This window comes from Rhizobium sp. rho-13.1 (genome assembly GCF_007000305.1).
In the GTDB taxonomy this organism is placed as follows: Bacteria; Pseudomonadota; Alphaproteobacteria; order Rhizobiales; family Rhizobiaceae; genus Rhizobium; species Rhizobium rhododendri.
Window position 1 is genome coordinate 25,713 of record NZ_SCFL01000003.1, and the last position, 13,325, is coordinate 39,037.

Genomic DNA, 13,325 nt, shown 5'->3' on the forward strand with positions numbered 1-13,325 from the left:
TACTATACGACGTCTTACTTGGCGACTACAGCCTTGTCCGGATTTGGCGGGAAGGCGGGGTCTTTCTTGACGCCACGTAGCAGGTCGAGCGCGTAGTTCAGCTGAACGTCGTCCTTGACCTCCGGTGGCACATAGGCTTCCGAGCCCGATCCTTCGTCGGTTTCAGACTGGCCCTTGATGTGACCGCGCAGGGTGGATTCGCCTTCGGAGACCATCTTGCCCTTGAGATCGTCCGGCAGCGGCTCGTCGACCTTGATGTCAGGCGTGATGCCGGTGCCCTGGATCGAGCGGCCCGATGGCGTGTAATAGAGCGCCGTGGTCAGGCGCAAGGCACCGTTCTCACCGAGCGGGATGATCGTCTGGACCGACCCCTTGCCGAAGGAGCGCGTGCCGAGGATCGTGGCACGGCGCAGGTCTTGCAGGGCGCCTGCAACGATTTCCGATGCGGAGGCGGAGCCGCCATTGATCAGCACGATGATCGGCTTGCCGTCTGTCAGATCGCCCGGACCGGCGTTGTAGCGGCGGGTTTCGTCCGGGTTACGGCCGCGGGTCGAGACCACTTCGCCACGCTCCAGGACGTCGTCGCAGACGTTGATCGCCTGGTCGAGCAAGCCGCCCGGGTTGAGGCGCAGGTCGAGGACATAGCCCTTGAGCTTGTCGGCTGGCACGGTCTGCTTGATCTTCTGGATGGCAGCTTCGAGATCCGGTGTGGTCTTCTCGGTAAACTGCAGGATCCGGATGTAGCCGACATCGTTTTCGACATGCGAGCGGACGGCGGCGACCGGGATGATGTCGCGGACAATCGTCAGTTCGATCGGCTTATCGACACCGACGCGCTGCAGTGTCAGCTTGATCGGCGTCTTGACCTCGCCGCGCATCTTCAGCACGGCATCTTCGAGTTTCAGGCCCTTTACAGGCGATCCGTCGATTGCGGTGATGAAGTCGCCAGCCTTGACGCCGGCCTTGTCGGCGGGGGTATTCTCGATCGTGGAGCCGACCTTGATCTGGTCCTTCTCCATCATTACCTCGATGCCGAGACCGCCAAACTCACCCTTGGTCTGGGTGCGCATGTCCTGGGCATCCTTGGCATTCATGTAGCTCGAATGCGGATCGAGCGAGGCAAGCATGCCATTGATGGCCGCCTCGATGAGCTTGTCTTCCTGGGGAGGCGTAACGTATTGCGCCCGAACCCTCTCGAAGACATCGCCGAATACCGACAATTCCTTATACGTGGAACCGCTCGCAGCTTCCGCCGGGACTCCCGCTGAGTAAATGACGCCCATGGCGGTCGCACCCATCAATGCGCCGATGACGACAAGAGAAGCCCTACGAATCATTGCGTGCCTTTCCAGTATCCTTTGCGGTCCACCAGGGTTGGGAATCAACCGGTTTTCCGTCTTTTCTCAATTCAATGTAAAGCGTTGGCTTGTTTGTTTCCAGCGCCAATGCTGTCGCACTTGCCACTCTTTTCTCGCCCATCACCGCAACCGGTTCTCCGGCGAAAACAAATTTTCCCTGGCGCGTCTTGATGGCGTCCATTCCGGACAGAACCATGTGGAAGCCGTCGCCGGTATCGAGGATGATCATCTGGCCGTAGCTGCGGAAAGCGCCGGCATACACCACCAGGCCATCGGCGGGCGCCGTGACGAGCGCGCCGGGGCCGGTTGCGAGCGTCATGCCAGCGGCCGTGTGTCCCGTTCCGTCGTCGTCTCCAAAGTGCCGAAGAATATCACCGGCCACAGGCAGCTCGAGCTTCTGCTTTAGGTCTGAAAATCGATATGCGGGGGCAATGCGGTTTTTATCGGGCACCCCGCTTTCGGCCAGGGCCTTGGCTTCGGCACGCTGCTCGTCGGTCATCATTTGCCGGCGTTGTTCTTCCTCGCGGGCAGCCGTTGCCGCGCTGCGCACCGAGCCGATCTGGCTTTCGAGAGAGGCTACAAGGCCTTCCAGGCTGGTTGCCTTACCTGCCAGTTGCTCGGCACGCTTGCGCTCGTCCTCTATCTGAGCGGCGCTTTCCCTGCTCTGCCGGTCGTTCTCGGCGATCAGCAGATCCATACGCCGCTCTTCCTCCAGACTGGACGTGAGCGTTGCGGAAAGGTTTGCCTTTTCCTTGGCCGTGGAGGCTTCCAGCGTCGACAGTTCGCCGAGGTCTGCAAGCAGCTTTTCAGTCGCTTTGCGCATGCCGGGCACCACGGCGCCGAGCAGGATGGCGCTTCGCACCGAATTGAGGGCGTCGTCGGGGCTGACGAGCAGGGCCGGAGGCGGGTCGCGGCCCATGCGCTCCAGCGCTGCCAAAACCTCGGCCAGGAGACCGCGCCGTTCGTGAAGCGAGCGACGGACGCCGCCCTCCTTGACCTTCAGATCGGTCAGCGCCCTTTCGCTGTCTTCGATCTTGCGATCCATCGTCTTGCGGCGCGATGCCGAATCGATCAGCGCCTGGCGCAGGCTGGCATTGCTCTTGTCGAGCGCCGCTACACTTTCCTGAAGCTGCTTCTGCTTTTCGGCAGAGAGGGTGATCGTCTTCGACAGGCTATCGAGTTCGGCTCGTGTCTGGTCGCGTTTTTCGGCAAGGTCGGCTGCCGGATCGGGCGCCGGCGGGTTTGCGGTGGCTGTATCGGGGGCGGTTTGCTGGTCCGGTGGCAACCGCGACGACGTCGGATCGGCAGCGCCATCCTCGGCGCGCGCCTGATATCCCTGGATCACCGGAGCTGCCGCGAGCATTACGGCTGCACACAAAAAGGCCGCACGGGTAGCTGCCGCGAGAGGCGGCGGGAGCAGACGCGGCAGAGGGGCGGCGGATCGTTTCATCGCGGATGGCTTAGGATTTCTCTATCGCGCAAGGCGTAAGCTGATTTGCCGCCGATGGCCAAGACATATCGCCAGTTCGGTGACGAAATCAAAACACGGCTGTGTGAGCGATCCGCCACTTTCAGACGCGATGGTAGGGGTGGCCGGAGAGAATGGTGACCGCCCTGTAGAGCTGTTCGGCAATAAGAATCCGCACAAGCTGGTGTGGCCAGGTCATCTTGCCGAGACAGATCGTGCTGTCTGCCCTGTCGTAGAGCGAAGGATCGAGGCCATCCGCGCCGCCGATGGCGATCGTCAGGTCGCGCTTGCCCTGGTCCCGGTACTGGCCAAGGAGCGCAGCAAATGCCTCGCTGTCCATCGCTTTGCCGCGCTCGTCGAGCAGCATGAGGATACTGGCGTCCGGCAGCGATTTCAGCAGCATGGCCGCCTCCTCGCGCTTGCGCGTTTCGCCGTTCGAGGCACGACTTTCCGCGACTTCGGTGACGCGCGAGAAATCCAGCCCGATGGCTGGGCCCGTCTTGGCGAACCGGTCGAAATAGCGGGCCGCGAGATCCTTCTCCGGGCCGGTCTTCAGCCGGCCAACGGCAAACAATCCAATCCGCATGTTCACTCCAGAGACGATGGCCAGCACGGCCGCACATATTTCTTAGCCGCGCGACAGATGCCGTTGCGGCCAGTCAAACCTGCGCAGCAGCCGGGGAAACCGGATCTGCTAGTGTATCGTGCCCTCGTCGAGATCCGGCGCGGCCCACATCTTTTCGATGTTGTAGAACTCGCGGATTTCCGGACGGAAGACGTGGACGATGATGTCACCAGTGTCGATCAGAACCCAGTCGCCTGCGTCGAGACCTTCGACGCGCGGGTTGCCGAGACCTTCGCCCTTGATATCGGACGTGAGGTGATCGGAGATCGCCAGGACATGGCGGTTTGAGCGCCCGGAGACCACAACCATGTAGTCGCCCAGCGCGGATTTGCCCGCAATGTTGATGGTGACGATGTCTTCAGCTTTGGAGTCCTCAAGGCTGTTGAGGACGGCTTGCAGGGCGCGGGCGGCGGCATCAACGCCACGTTCCGGGCTCTTCGGGGCAACGGCTAGCGTTCGTCCCTTGGCGTGTACTGTTGTCAGTGCTTTTCCTTTCAGGAGTAACAGAACATGCACGCGATTGATTCGAACTGTCGTTCAAATCAGTTCTCAAGATAGGCATCAAAGCACTAAGGTTTCAAGACGCGTGCAGCTCGGCATCGGCGGTCGGGGCTCAGTTTCTCGGCCAGCGATGCGTTTTCGGCACCGATCTGCGAATTTTTGCCCGTCGGCCTTCCCATTGGCCCATATCGATGCCTCGGGTACGGCCGTATACAGCCAAGAGTGCTGCGCGTATAGGGAAACAACGCTCAAAAGCTGCGGGCCATGACCAGACATTCCAACGACACGATAGACGCCATCCTGCGCATCCGTTTCACGGGACAGGATCGGCTTGGCCGGGGCAAGATGGAGCTGCTTGAGCACATCCGCAGGACGGGCTCGATTTCGGCGGCGGGGCGAGCCATGGATATGTCCTACCGCCGCGCATGGCTTCTGGTCAGCGACCTCAACCGCATGTTCGACGTGCCCTCGGTCGAATCGCAGCGGGGCGGCCAGAAGGGTGGCGGTGCGGTGCTGACACCCTTCGGCGAGGCGCTGCTCGAGCGGTTCCGGGCGATGGAGCGGGCGGTCGCCCTCGTTCTCGCCGACGATCTGCTGTGGCTGCAGGAGCACTACCGTCCGCAGGGGTTGCCGGAAGCGTGATAACACCGGTCATCCGTTTTGCAGGGCGACTGTCTTGATGACTGCAAAAACGGTCATGCCCACTGCCAAGCGCAGTCTTTCGCCTGACAGCTGGGTAATCCGCGACAGGATCGGGTCGCCGCCACAGTTGAGGCGGACTTCCAGCGCACCGTTGGCGACCACGCCGATCCAGGTGATCGTTCCTTCGAGAATATTGAGCGCGCTGAGGCCTTCCGGGCGCACGGTCGCCAGCATCACATCGCGGGCGGGGACGTGGATCCGCACCATCCTGCCGACCGGAAATCCTGTCCCCGGCACCTGCAGTTTCGCGGTCTTCAGGGCGACGGTCGATAGGAGATGGGTCTGCGAGATGCTGTCGATGCGGCCTTCCAGCAGCACGCCGGCCTCGCGGCGCTCGGCGCCCTCCGCCGTCGATGGCAGGCTCAAAACCTCGACGGCGCTGCCGACCGCTTCCACATGGCCGTCGCGCAAAAGGACGACGCGGCTTGCGAGCCTCGCGACCTCTGCAATCGCGTGGCTGACATAGACGATCGGGATTTTCGTCTCGTCGCGCAGCCGTTCAAGATAGGGCAGGATCTCTGCCTTGCGCTCCTCGTCGAGTGCCGCCAGCGGCTCGTCCATCAGCAACAGGCGCGGGTTGGAGAGCAGGGCACGGCCGATTGCCACCCGCTGCTTTTCGCCGCCCGACAGCTTGCCGGGTCGGCGCTCCAGAAGCGGGCCGAGCCCGAGTAGATCGACGACGCTGTCGAAATCGTCGCGGTCGGTCGTTTTCGGCGCGAACCAGCGGCCATAGCCGAGGTTGTGGCGAACCGACAGATGCGGAAACAGCCGTGCCTCCTGAAAGACGTAGCCGAAACGGCGGCGATGGCGGGGCACGAAGATATTTTGGTCCGTGTCCGTCAGCACCCTGCCATCGAGCGCAACGTGGCCGTGGTCGGGGTGGATCAGCCCGGCAATGCTGCGGATGAGCGAGGTCTTCCCAGAGCCGGAGCGGCCGAACAGGGCCGTAACCCCGCCCTCTGCGGTAAAGGCAGCGTCCAGCGCAAAAGCGCCGAGCCTGTGGCGGATGTTCACCGTCAGCGTCATCAGACGTCCACCCTGCGGCCGACCCAACGGGCAAGAAACTCGGACGCCAGCAGTGCGGTCATGGAAATCAGCACCGCGACGACGGTGAGCCTCAGCGCGCCCGCATCGCCGCCGGGGAGCTGAGTGAAGGTATAGATTGCCGACGAAAGCGTCTGGGTTTCGCCAGGAATGTTGGAGACGAAGGTGATGGTGGCGCCGAATTCCCCCATCGCCTTGGCAAATGAGAGGATCATGCCGGCAATGATACCGGGGAGCGTGAGCGGCAAGGTGACGGTGAGGAATATCCACACAGGACTGGCACCCAGCGTTCCTGCAGCCTCCTCCAGCTTGCGGTCGACGGCTTCCAGCGACAGCCGGATGCTGCGTACCATCAGGGGGAACCCCATGATTCCGCAGGCGAGCGCGGCACCGGTCCATCTAAAAGAAAAGACGATGCCGAAATGGTTGTCGAGGAAGGCGCCGATGACGCCGCGGCGACCGAACAGGATCAGCAGCAGAAAACCGGTGACGACCGGCGGCAGGATCAGCGGCATATGGATGATGCCGTTCAGCAGCGATTTTCCAAAGAACCGGCCGCGAGCGAGAAGCAGCGCTGCGGCGACCCCGAATGGCAGGCTCACCAGCATGGCCACGCTAGCGACGCGCAGGCTAAGCAGAATCGCCGTCCACTCGTCACTGCTTAAATGCCATCCCTCCAAAACCGCTCTCTTTCCCTGTTGGTCCGCCGGTCATGCAGCAGGCAGGCGATGTTCAGTTCAGGATGGTGAAACCTTCGTGCTCGAAGAAAGGCTCCGCCTTGGACGACTTGAGGAAGTCGTAATAGGCATCGACATCCTTGTTCCTGCTGCTGGCAGTGATGGCGAGCGGATAGATGATGGGCGGGTGGCTGTCTGCTGGAAAAGTGCCGACGATGGCGACGCCCGGGTCGGAGGCGGCATCCGTCTGATAGACAATTCCGTAGGGGGCTTCGCCGCGCGATACCAGCGCCAGCGCAGCGCGCACGCTTTCGGCACCGGCAACCTTGCTTTCGACCGACGGCCAGATCCCCAGTTTTTCGAGGGCTGCCTTGCCGTATTTACCGGCTGGCACGGAATCGACCTGGCCCATCGCCAGGCGACCGTCGCCGAGGAGGGCGGAGAAATCCATGCCGGCCTTGATATCAACCGGCTTCGCTTTGTCGCGGGGGGCAACGAGCACGATCTGGTTGCCCAATAGGTTTACCTGCGTATCCGGCTTCAGCAGGTTCTTGTTGCCGAGGTATGCCATCCAGTCGGTGTCGGCCGAAATGAAGATATCTGCAGGTGCGCCGCTCTCGATCTGCTTTGCCAGCGCCGAACTCGCGGCATAGGACACGGTGATCTGCTTGCCGCTCTGGGCGGTGTAAGCGGCGTTTGCGCTGTCGAGGGCGTTCTTCATGCTGGCGGCAGCGAACACGGTTATTTTTTCCGCCGCTGCCGAGGGAGAGACGCCGGTGGTCAATCCGAGCCAGCCGGCGACAATGGCTACAGCGGCAAGTTTCATCCAGGAACGGCGGGTCGGCATGGTAATCTCCAAATTGGCGAAGTATTTTCAGGAATATATCGCTTCGCGCGATTTGACCAGCGTCGGTTTCGTCAACACGATTAATCGACAATGATTTCAGAGATTTCGCCGATTGCTATTCCCTACTGACTTGGTCGATTTCGCATGGCTCTGTAGGCCCCTGTGACATCCATCGGGCTGCAACATGGCGCCCCAGCGTCTTTTGGGGGCAGGGCGTCGTCAACAGCGTAGGTGGTCGGTGTGATCTCGCGCGAAAGCTTACGAAAGATTTAATTTTGTGCATTTGCACTTTTCTGTCATTTGTAAAATGCATGGCTGCGTTGCGATATCAACGATTTTACTTCTCGACAGCTGTGCTAGATTTAACTCATCGAACGGCGCACTCCTCCTCCCAGCGCCATTCGATTTTGGATCGATGACACTCCTCCTCCCGGTTGTCGATCAGTTTTGATAGGCCCGACGGATCTCCTCCCCCGTCGGGCTTTTCATTTTTGAGGATTTCAAATTTCGGAAATTCAGGTTTTCTGCTGCTCTTCGCGGAGAGCGGTCGAGCTCAGCGTCGAGCGCGGACCGTGGATGAATGTCCAGGCCGGTGCACGCTTCTTCCACAGCACCCTTGCGTCGTCTTCGTCGACACGGGCGTAGTGAAAGGTCTTCGCCATCTTTGCCGACAGGTGCGAGAGCGTCGAACCCGGCCGATCGATCACGGCGATCGGGAAAGTATTGGCGATGGTCTGCCACTTCTGCCATTTGTGGAACGTGTTCAGGCTATCGGCGCCCATGATCCAGATGAAATGCACGTGGCTGTTCAGCGCCTTGACGCGGGCCAGCGTATCGGCCGTATAGCGCATGTTGAGCGCCTGCTCGAAGCCGGTCACCTTGATGCGGGGATCGATCGCAATCTTTTCGCTGAGTGCGATGCGCTCTGCCATCGGGGCGAGCTGATTGGTATTCTTCAAAGGGTTGCCGGGCGTCACCATCCACCAGAGCTGGTCGAGGCCCAGCCGGCGGATGGCAATTTCTGCAACCAGCACATGGCCGGGGTGCGGCGGATTGAAGGAGCCGCCGAACAGGCCGACGACCATTCCGCGCTCGGCATGGGGCATACGAAGATAGTGGGCGTCGATCCTGTCTGCTGTCACATCAGGGCCGTATCTGTCCGCTGCCGCGTACCCGGTATTTGAACGACGTCAGTTGTTCGACGCCGACAGGTCCGCGCGCATGCATCTTTCCGGTGGCAATGCCGATTTCCGCGCCCATGCCGAACTCACCGCCATCGGCAAATTGCGTCGACGCGTTGTGCAGCAGGATTGCTGAATCCACCTCCGTGAAGAAGCGCCCCACCACTTCGGGGTCTTCAGCAATGACAGCCTCGGTGTGATTGGATGAATAGCGGGCTATATGTTCGATAGCGCCCGAGATGCCATCAACCATAGCAATCGATATAATGGCATCGAGATACTCCGTCGACCAATCCTCCTCGGTGGCAGCCTTCAATGCGGGGATAGCATGAAGCACGTCGGCCGATCCGCGAACTTCGCAGCCGGCCGCCGCAAGAGCGTCGACGAGCGGCTTGAGGTGGGTTGCCGCTGCCGCCCGGTCGACAAGCAGCGTCTCGGCCGCGCCACACACGCCAGTACGGCGCATCTTGGCGTTGACGACAATCTGCTTTGCCATTTCCAGTTTCGCAGACGCATCGATGTAGATGTGGCAGATACCCTCGAGGTGGGCAAAGACCGGAACGCGGGCCTCGCTTTGCACCCGCGCCACGAGGCTTTTGCCGCCGCGCGGGACGATGACGTCGATATTTCCATCGAGCCCGGACAGCATTGCGCCGACGGCTGCCCGATCGGTAACCGGGACAAGTTGGATCGCGTATTCCGGCAAGCCTGCCGCCTTCAATCCCTCGACGAGGCAGGCATGGATTGCCTGCGAGGAACGGCGCGAATCGCTGCCGCAGCGCAGAATGGCGACATTGCCGGCTTTCAGGCAGAGTGCACCAGCATCGGCGGTAACGTTGGGGCGGCTTTCGAAGATGACGCCGATGACGCCGAGCGGCGTGCGGACGCGCTCGATCTGCAGCCCGTTCGGGCGTTCCCAGGCGGCAATGACTTCGCCGACCGGATCGGCCAGTGCGGCAATCGTGCGGATGCCGTCGGCCATGGCGTCGATGCGTGCCTCGGTCAGCGTCAACCTGTCGATCGACGATGCGAGCATGCCGGTGCCTTCCACGTCGCCAAGATCCCTGGCATTCTCAGCCAATATGTGGTCCCGCTTTGAAAGAATGGCATCCGCCATGGCATTGAGGGCGCGGGTTTTCGATTGAGCAGAGGCAAACGACAGCGGACGCGCCGCAGCGCGGGCCCGGCGACCGATTTCATCCATCAGCCGGTCGATATCAGGGCTGGCTGCTACGTGATCAAGCATGCGCCTCGTCCTTTCGGCTTGCTGTGCCTTGCGTTCCCGACGCCGTCATTACCAGATCGTCGCGGTGAACCATGGCGGCGCGGCCGGCATAGCCGAGAATGGCCTCGATCTCCGCCGACTTGCGGCCGGTAATCTGCCGTGCCTCTTCGGCATCGTAGCCGGCAAGGCCACGGCCGATCTCGCGGCCGGCGGGACCGATGACGGCGACGGTATCGCCGCGTCCGAAGTGACCGATCACGGAGCGCACGCCAGCAGGCAGCAAGCTCTTGCCTGCACCGAGCGCGGTGACGGCGCCGGCATCGACATGCAGTTCGCCTGCCGGCTGCAGCTGCCCGGCAATCCAGGTCTTGCGCGCTGTGACCGGTGTGCCAGAGGGCGCAAACCAGGAGGAGCGGGCACCTTGGTCGATGGCGGAAAGAGGCCGGTCAGTCTTGCCAGATGCAATGATCATGGCGCAGCCGGCACCGGTGGCGATCTTGCCGGCATCGATCTTGGTGCGCATGCCGCCGCGTGATAGTTCCGAGGCAGCGCCGCCGGCCATCGCCTCGATTTCGGGCGTGATTTCAGCAATCGTGTGGAGGAACCGGGCATTTGGGTCGAGGTGAGGCGGGGCGGTGTAGAGGCCGTCGATATCGGACAACAGGATCAGCAGGTCTGCGCCGGTCATGGTGGCGACGCGCGCGGCCAGCCGGTCGTTGTCGCCATAGCGGATTTCGCTGGTGGCGACCGTGTCGTTCTCATTGATGATCGGTACCGCACCGAGTTTCAGGAGCTGGCTGATGGTGGCGCGGGCATTGAGATAGCGGCGTCGCTCCTCGGTGTCGCCAAGCGTCAGCAGGATCTGGCCGGCAACGATGTCGTCACGGGAAAGGCTTCCCGACCAGGCGCGGGCGAGCGCAATCTGCCCGACCGCCGCAGCCGCCTGGCTCTCCTCGAGCTTCAGCGCGCCGCTGGCAAGATCGAGCACGGAGCGGCCGAGCGCGATGGCTCCCGAGGAGACGACAAGGACATCGACGCCCTTTGCCTTCAGCGCGGCGATGTCGGCGCAGATCGCATCGAGCCAGGCCTTCTTCAACCCGGTGCCGCGGTCGACCAGCAGCGCCGAGCCGATCTTGATGACGATTCGCCGGTAGCGGTCGAGCGGTTGTCGGGCTGTCATCCCTCGCGCTCCTCGTCCCCGCTTTCGTTGGCTTCATCCGCGACCAGGTCGACCGTATCCCGGTGGCGGTTTTTCAGCGCCTTCATCGGCTTGTCTTCGGTTTCGCCGATAGCGATGATGTCGCGCAGCGCGCGCAAAAGGTCCGTCATGCCTTTGCCGGTGATCGCCGAAATCTGGTACGGCGTGTGACCGCAGGCGCGGGCAAGCTCCTTCGTTTTCTTCTTCAGTTCCGCATCGTCGAGAATGTCGACCTGCGACAGGGCGACGATTTCCAGCTTTTCGCCCAGCTCCTCATCATAGGCCTCGAGCTCGTGGCGGACTGTCTTGTAGGCCTTGCCGACCTTTTCTTCCTGGGCGGAGACCAGGTGCAGCAGCACGCGGGTGCGCTCGACATGGCCGAGGAAACGGTCGCCGATGCCGACGCCCTCATGGGCGCCTTCGATCAGGCCCGGAATGTCGGCTAGAATGAATTCCGTGCCGTCGACGGTTGCGACACCGAGGTTGGGATGCAGCGTGGTGAAGGGGTAATTGGCAATCTTCGGGCGGGCACGCGTAACTGCGCCGAGGAAGGTCGACTTGCCGGCATTCGGCATGCCGACGAGGCCTGCATCGGCGATCAGCTTCAGCCGCAGCCAGATGGTCTTTTCCTCGCCCTCGAGACCAGGATTGGCCCAATCCGGCGACTGGTTGGTAGAGGATTTGAAATGGGCATTGCCGAAGCCGCCATTACCGCCGGCGGCGATGCGGAAGCGCTGGCCTTCGAAGGTCAGGTCGCAGATCATCGTCTCGGCGTCTTCCTCGAAGACCTGCGTGCCCACCGGCACCTTCAGCGTGACGTGCTCGCCGTTTGCACCGGTGCGGTTGCGGCCCATGCCATGGGTACCGATCTGCGCCTTGAAATGCTGCTGGAAACGAAAATCGATCAGCGTATTCAAGCCGTTGACCGCCTCGACCCAGACGTCGCCACCGCGTCCGCCGTCGCCGCCGTCGGGGCCGCCGAACTCGATGAATTTTTCCCGGCGGAATGAGACGCTGCCGCCACCGCCGTCGCCGGAGCGGATGTAGACTTTTGCTTCGTCAAGAAATTTCATCGTATTCTTCGCTATTCGGTCAGTTTGCGCCCGTCATGCCGCCTTCGATATAGGCGGTTCTGCCGGAGGTCAAAGATTATCGTCATCTGCAGCAGCTATAGCATAGCCGCCTGCGGGGGTCTTGCTGTCTGGTCTATAAGAAGCCGCCGCCGGCGAACCGGCGACGGTTTTGTCTATGTCAGGCTCTGTCTGCGTCAGGCACTGGCACTAGCGCTGGTGCGCAGATCGCCCGGCAACAGCAGGGTTTCGACGTGCGGAACCATGGTGCTGCGGGCAAAGCTGAAGACTTCCGCGCAACCGGTGATGCGGAAGCCGAGTTTCTCCTGCAGCTTCAGCGACGCCGGATTGTCGACGAAAACACCGGAATGGATGTCTTCGCCTGGCATCCGCCGGCTGAAGCGTTCCAGCGCGGCTGCCACAGCCTCGCCCATGAACCCGCGCCGCCAGTAGTAGCGGTTCAGCCAGTAGCCGACGTGCCAGCGATCGTGGCGCAGTTCGATGCCGACCGTGCCGATGTGGACATCGTCATCGCCCTCGGTAATCGCCAGCGCCCAGTCCGCGAGCAGACCGGAGGCTCGCGGCACCAGCCAGTCGAGCGCGTCCTGCCGGTGGTAAGGGACCGGCACACGCGCCAGCATGCGGGTGACCGCGAAATCCGACAGAGATCCCGTAATCGCGTCAGCGTCGCCAAGGCGATGCGGCCGCAGTGTCAGCCGGGCGGTGCGGATAACCGGTTCCGGGCCGGGTGCCGCGATCTGCTGCGACCGGCGCGAGAGGACAGCGGCGTTCATCTCAGTGCCCCCCAGCTGCGCAACGACATCCAGGTGCGGCGATCCAGCCGGAACCATTCGACGGAGACCGTGCTGCCAAGCGCCAGGGACGCTGCCAGCCCGGCGCCCTGGAACTGGAACCCGCACTTGTGGATCACCCGACGAGAGGCGACGTTGGTGACCCGGCAGCGGGCATCGATCTGGTCGACCTCAGGCCGCGTGCGGAACACCATGTCTATCAGCGCGTGAGCCGCTTCCGTCATGAAGCCCTGGTTCCAGTAGGGCTCGCCCAGCCAGTAGCCGATTTCGACAGTCGTCGGATCCTGGCCCGGTTCTATGCCGCAACAGCCGAGAAAGGCGCCGTTTTCCATTTTGGTGATCGCATAGAGGCACTTGCCAATCTCGCCAGACGTCGTGCGGCGCACAAAATCGGCGGCGTCCCGGGTCGTATACGGGTGCTGCATGCGCGAGACCATGGTGGCGACATTGGCGTTATTGGCGAGATGGGCAAGGGCTTCGATGTCGTCTTTGTGGGGCGCGCGCAGAACGAGCCGCTCCGATAACAAGACGGGGCAATCGGGTCTTAACCTCTCCGGCCTCAACCGGTCTTCGGGCGACCGCGATTGGTCCTCCCTTAACAGTTCGCTTTGCATCGT

General features: G+C 62.2%; 13 protein-coding genes and 1 pseudogene. 1 reads left to right on the top strand and 13 read right to left on the bottom strand.

What is annotated here, in order from left to right; all coding sequences use genetic code 11:
- Nucleotides 1-14: 14 nt before the first annotated feature.
- The 4 genes and pseudogenes from EQW76_RS11330 to rsfS all read right to left on the bottom strand — a co-directional run bounded on the left by EQW76_RS11330 (nucleotide 15) and on the right by rsfS (nucleotide 3,963).
- Entirely contained in the window at nucleotides 15-1,337 is a 1,323-nt protein-coding gene (locus tag EQW76_RS11330; protein ID WP_142824512.1) for a S41 family peptidase, read from the bottom strand.
- Complete coding sequence (locus EQW76_RS11335; RefSeq protein WP_142824513.1) at nucleotides 1,327-2,721, bottom strand: murein hydrolase activator EnvC; 1,395 nt, start codon at nucleotides 2,719-2,721, stop codon at nucleotides 1,327-1,329. Before EQW76_RS11335 ends, EQW76_RS11330 begins: the two co-directional genes overlap by 11 nt.
- 208 nt (nucleotides 2,722-2,929) lie before the next feature.
- Nucleotides 2,930-3,412, bottom strand: coding sequence for a 23S rRNA (pseudouridine(1915)-N(3))-methyltransferase RlmH (gene rlmH / locus EQW76_RS11340; protein WP_142824514.1), 483 nt, complete (start codon nucleotides 3,410-3,412; stop codon nucleotides 2,930-2,932).
- A 108-nt stretch (nucleotides 3,413-3,520) separates the two neighbouring features.
- Nucleotides 3,521-3,963 (bottom strand): annotated as a pseudogene (gene rsfS, locus EQW76_RS11345) (ribosome silencing factor).
- A gap of 253 nt (nucleotides 3,964-4,216) precedes the next feature.
- Between rsfS and EQW76_RS11350 the strand changes: the two are divergent.
- Complete coding sequence (locus tag EQW76_RS11350; RefSeq protein WP_142824515.1) at nucleotides 4,217-4,594, top strand: winged helix-turn-helix domain-containing protein; 378 nt, start codon at nucleotides 4,217-4,219, stop codon at nucleotides 4,592-4,594.
- A gap of 9 nt (nucleotides 4,595-4,603) precedes the next feature.
- Here the strand turns inward: EQW76_RS11350 and modC are convergent, their stop codons facing one another.
- From modC to EQW76_RS11395, 9 genes are all read right to left on the bottom strand, one after another.
- Nucleotides 4,604-5,680, bottom strand: coding sequence for a molybdenum ABC transporter ATP-binding protein (gene modC, locus EQW76_RS11355; protein WP_142824516.1), 1,077 nt, complete (start codon nucleotides 5,678-5,680; stop codon nucleotides 4,604-4,606).
- Nucleotides 5,680-6,378, bottom strand: a complete 699-nt coding sequence (gene modB, locus EQW76_RS11360) for a molybdate ABC transporter permease subunit (RefSeq protein ID WP_142824517.1) — start codon at nucleotides 6,376-6,378, stop codon at nucleotides 5,680-5,682. Before modB ends, modC begins: the two co-directional genes overlap by 1 nt.
- A gap of 52 nt (nucleotides 6,379-6,430) precedes the next feature.
- Nucleotides 6,431-7,222, bottom strand: coding sequence for a molybdate ABC transporter substrate-binding protein (gene modA, locus EQW76_RS11365; protein WP_142824518.1), 792 nt, complete (start codon nucleotides 7,220-7,222; stop codon nucleotides 6,431-6,433).
- A gap of 515 nt (nucleotides 7,223-7,737) precedes the next feature.
- Nucleotides 7,738-8,328 carry a nicotinate-nucleotide adenylyltransferase gene (locus tag EQW76_RS11370; protein WP_142824846.1) on the bottom strand — a complete coding sequence of 197 codons (591 nt, stop codon included), beginning with the start codon at nucleotides 8,326-8,328 and terminating at the stop codon, nucleotides 7,738-7,740.
- A gap of 37 nt (nucleotides 8,329-8,365) precedes the next feature.
- Entirely contained in the window at nucleotides 8,366-9,649 is a 1,284-nt protein-coding gene (locus EQW76_RS11375) for a glutamate-5-semialdehyde dehydrogenase (protein WP_142824519.1), read from the bottom strand.
- A complete protein-coding gene (gene proB, locus EQW76_RS11380; RefSeq protein WP_142824520.1) occupies nucleotides 9,642-10,808 on the bottom strand; it encodes a glutamate 5-kinase in 1,167 nt (388 codons plus the stop codon). The genes EQW76_RS11375 and proB overlap by 8 nt, the downstream gene beginning before the upstream one ends.
- Complete coding sequence (gene obgE / locus EQW76_RS11385; protein WP_142824521.1) at nucleotides 10,805-11,899, bottom strand: GTPase ObgE; 1,095 nt, start codon at nucleotides 11,897-11,899, stop codon at nucleotides 10,805-10,807. The genes proB and obgE overlap by 4 nt, the downstream gene beginning before the upstream one ends.
- 194 nt (nucleotides 11,900-12,093) lie before the next feature.
- Entirely contained in the window at nucleotides 12,094-12,690 is a 597-nt protein-coding gene (locus EQW76_RS11390; protein ID WP_142824522.1) for a GNAT family N-acetyltransferase, read from the bottom strand.
- Nucleotides 12,687-13,322, bottom strand: coding sequence for a GNAT family protein (locus EQW76_RS11395; protein ID WP_142824523.1), 636 nt, complete (start codon nucleotides 13,320-13,322; stop codon nucleotides 12,687-12,689). The genes EQW76_RS11390 and EQW76_RS11395 overlap by 4 nt, the downstream gene beginning before the upstream one ends.
- Nucleotides 13,323-13,325 lie beyond the last annotated feature (3 nt).

What these genes read in the sequence shown, in the direction of transcription:
- EQW76_RS11330 (WP_142824512.1), bottom strand. Translation starts at nt 1,337, where the DNA reads ATGATTCGTAGGGCTTCTCTTGTCGTCATCGGCGCATTGATGGGTGCG.
- EQW76_RS11335 (WP_142824513.1), bottom strand. Translation starts at nt 2,721, where the DNA reads ATGCTCGCGGCAGCTCCGGTGATCCAGGGATATCAGGCGCGCGCCGAG.
- rlmH (WP_142824514.1), bottom strand. Translation starts at nt 3,412, where the DNA reads ATGCGGATTGGATTGTTTGCCGTTGGCCGGCTGAAGACCGGCCCGGAG.
- EQW76_RS11350 (WP_142824515.1), top strand. Translation starts at nt 4,217, where the DNA reads ATGACCAGACATTCCAACGACACGATAGACGCCATCCTGCGCATCCGT.
- modC (WP_142824516.1), bottom strand. Translation starts at nt 5,680, where the DNA reads ATGACGCTGACGGTGAACATCCGCCACAGGCTCGGCGCTTTTGCGCTG.
- modA (WP_142824518.1), bottom strand. Translation starts at nt 7,222, where the DNA reads ATGCCGACCCGCCGTTCCTGGATGAAACTTGCCGCTGTAGCCATTGTC.
- EQW76_RS11370 (WP_142824846.1), bottom strand. Translation starts at nt 8,328, where the DNA reads ATGCCCCATGCCGAGCGCGGAATGGTCGTCGGCCTGTTCGGCGGCTCC.
- EQW76_RS11375 (WP_142824519.1), bottom strand. Translation starts at nt 9,649, where the DNA reads ATGCTTGATCACGTAGCAGCCAGCCCTGATATCGACCGGCTGATGGAT.
- proB (WP_142824520.1), bottom strand. Translation starts at nt 10,808, where the DNA reads ATGACAGCCCGACAACCGCTCGACCGCTACCGGCGAATCGTCATCAAG.
- obgE (WP_142824521.1), bottom strand. Translation starts at nt 11,899, where the DNA reads ATGAAATTTCTTGACGAAGCAAAAGTCTACATCCGCTCCGGCGACGGC.
- EQW76_RS11390 (WP_142824522.1), bottom strand. Translation starts at nt 12,690, where the DNA reads ATGAACGCCGCTGTCCTCTCGCGCCGGTCGCAGCAGATCGCGGCACCC.
- EQW76_RS11395 (WP_142824523.1), bottom strand. Translation starts at nt 13,322, where the DNA reads ATGCAAAGCGAACTGTTAAGGGAGGACCAATCGCGGTCGCCCGAAGAC.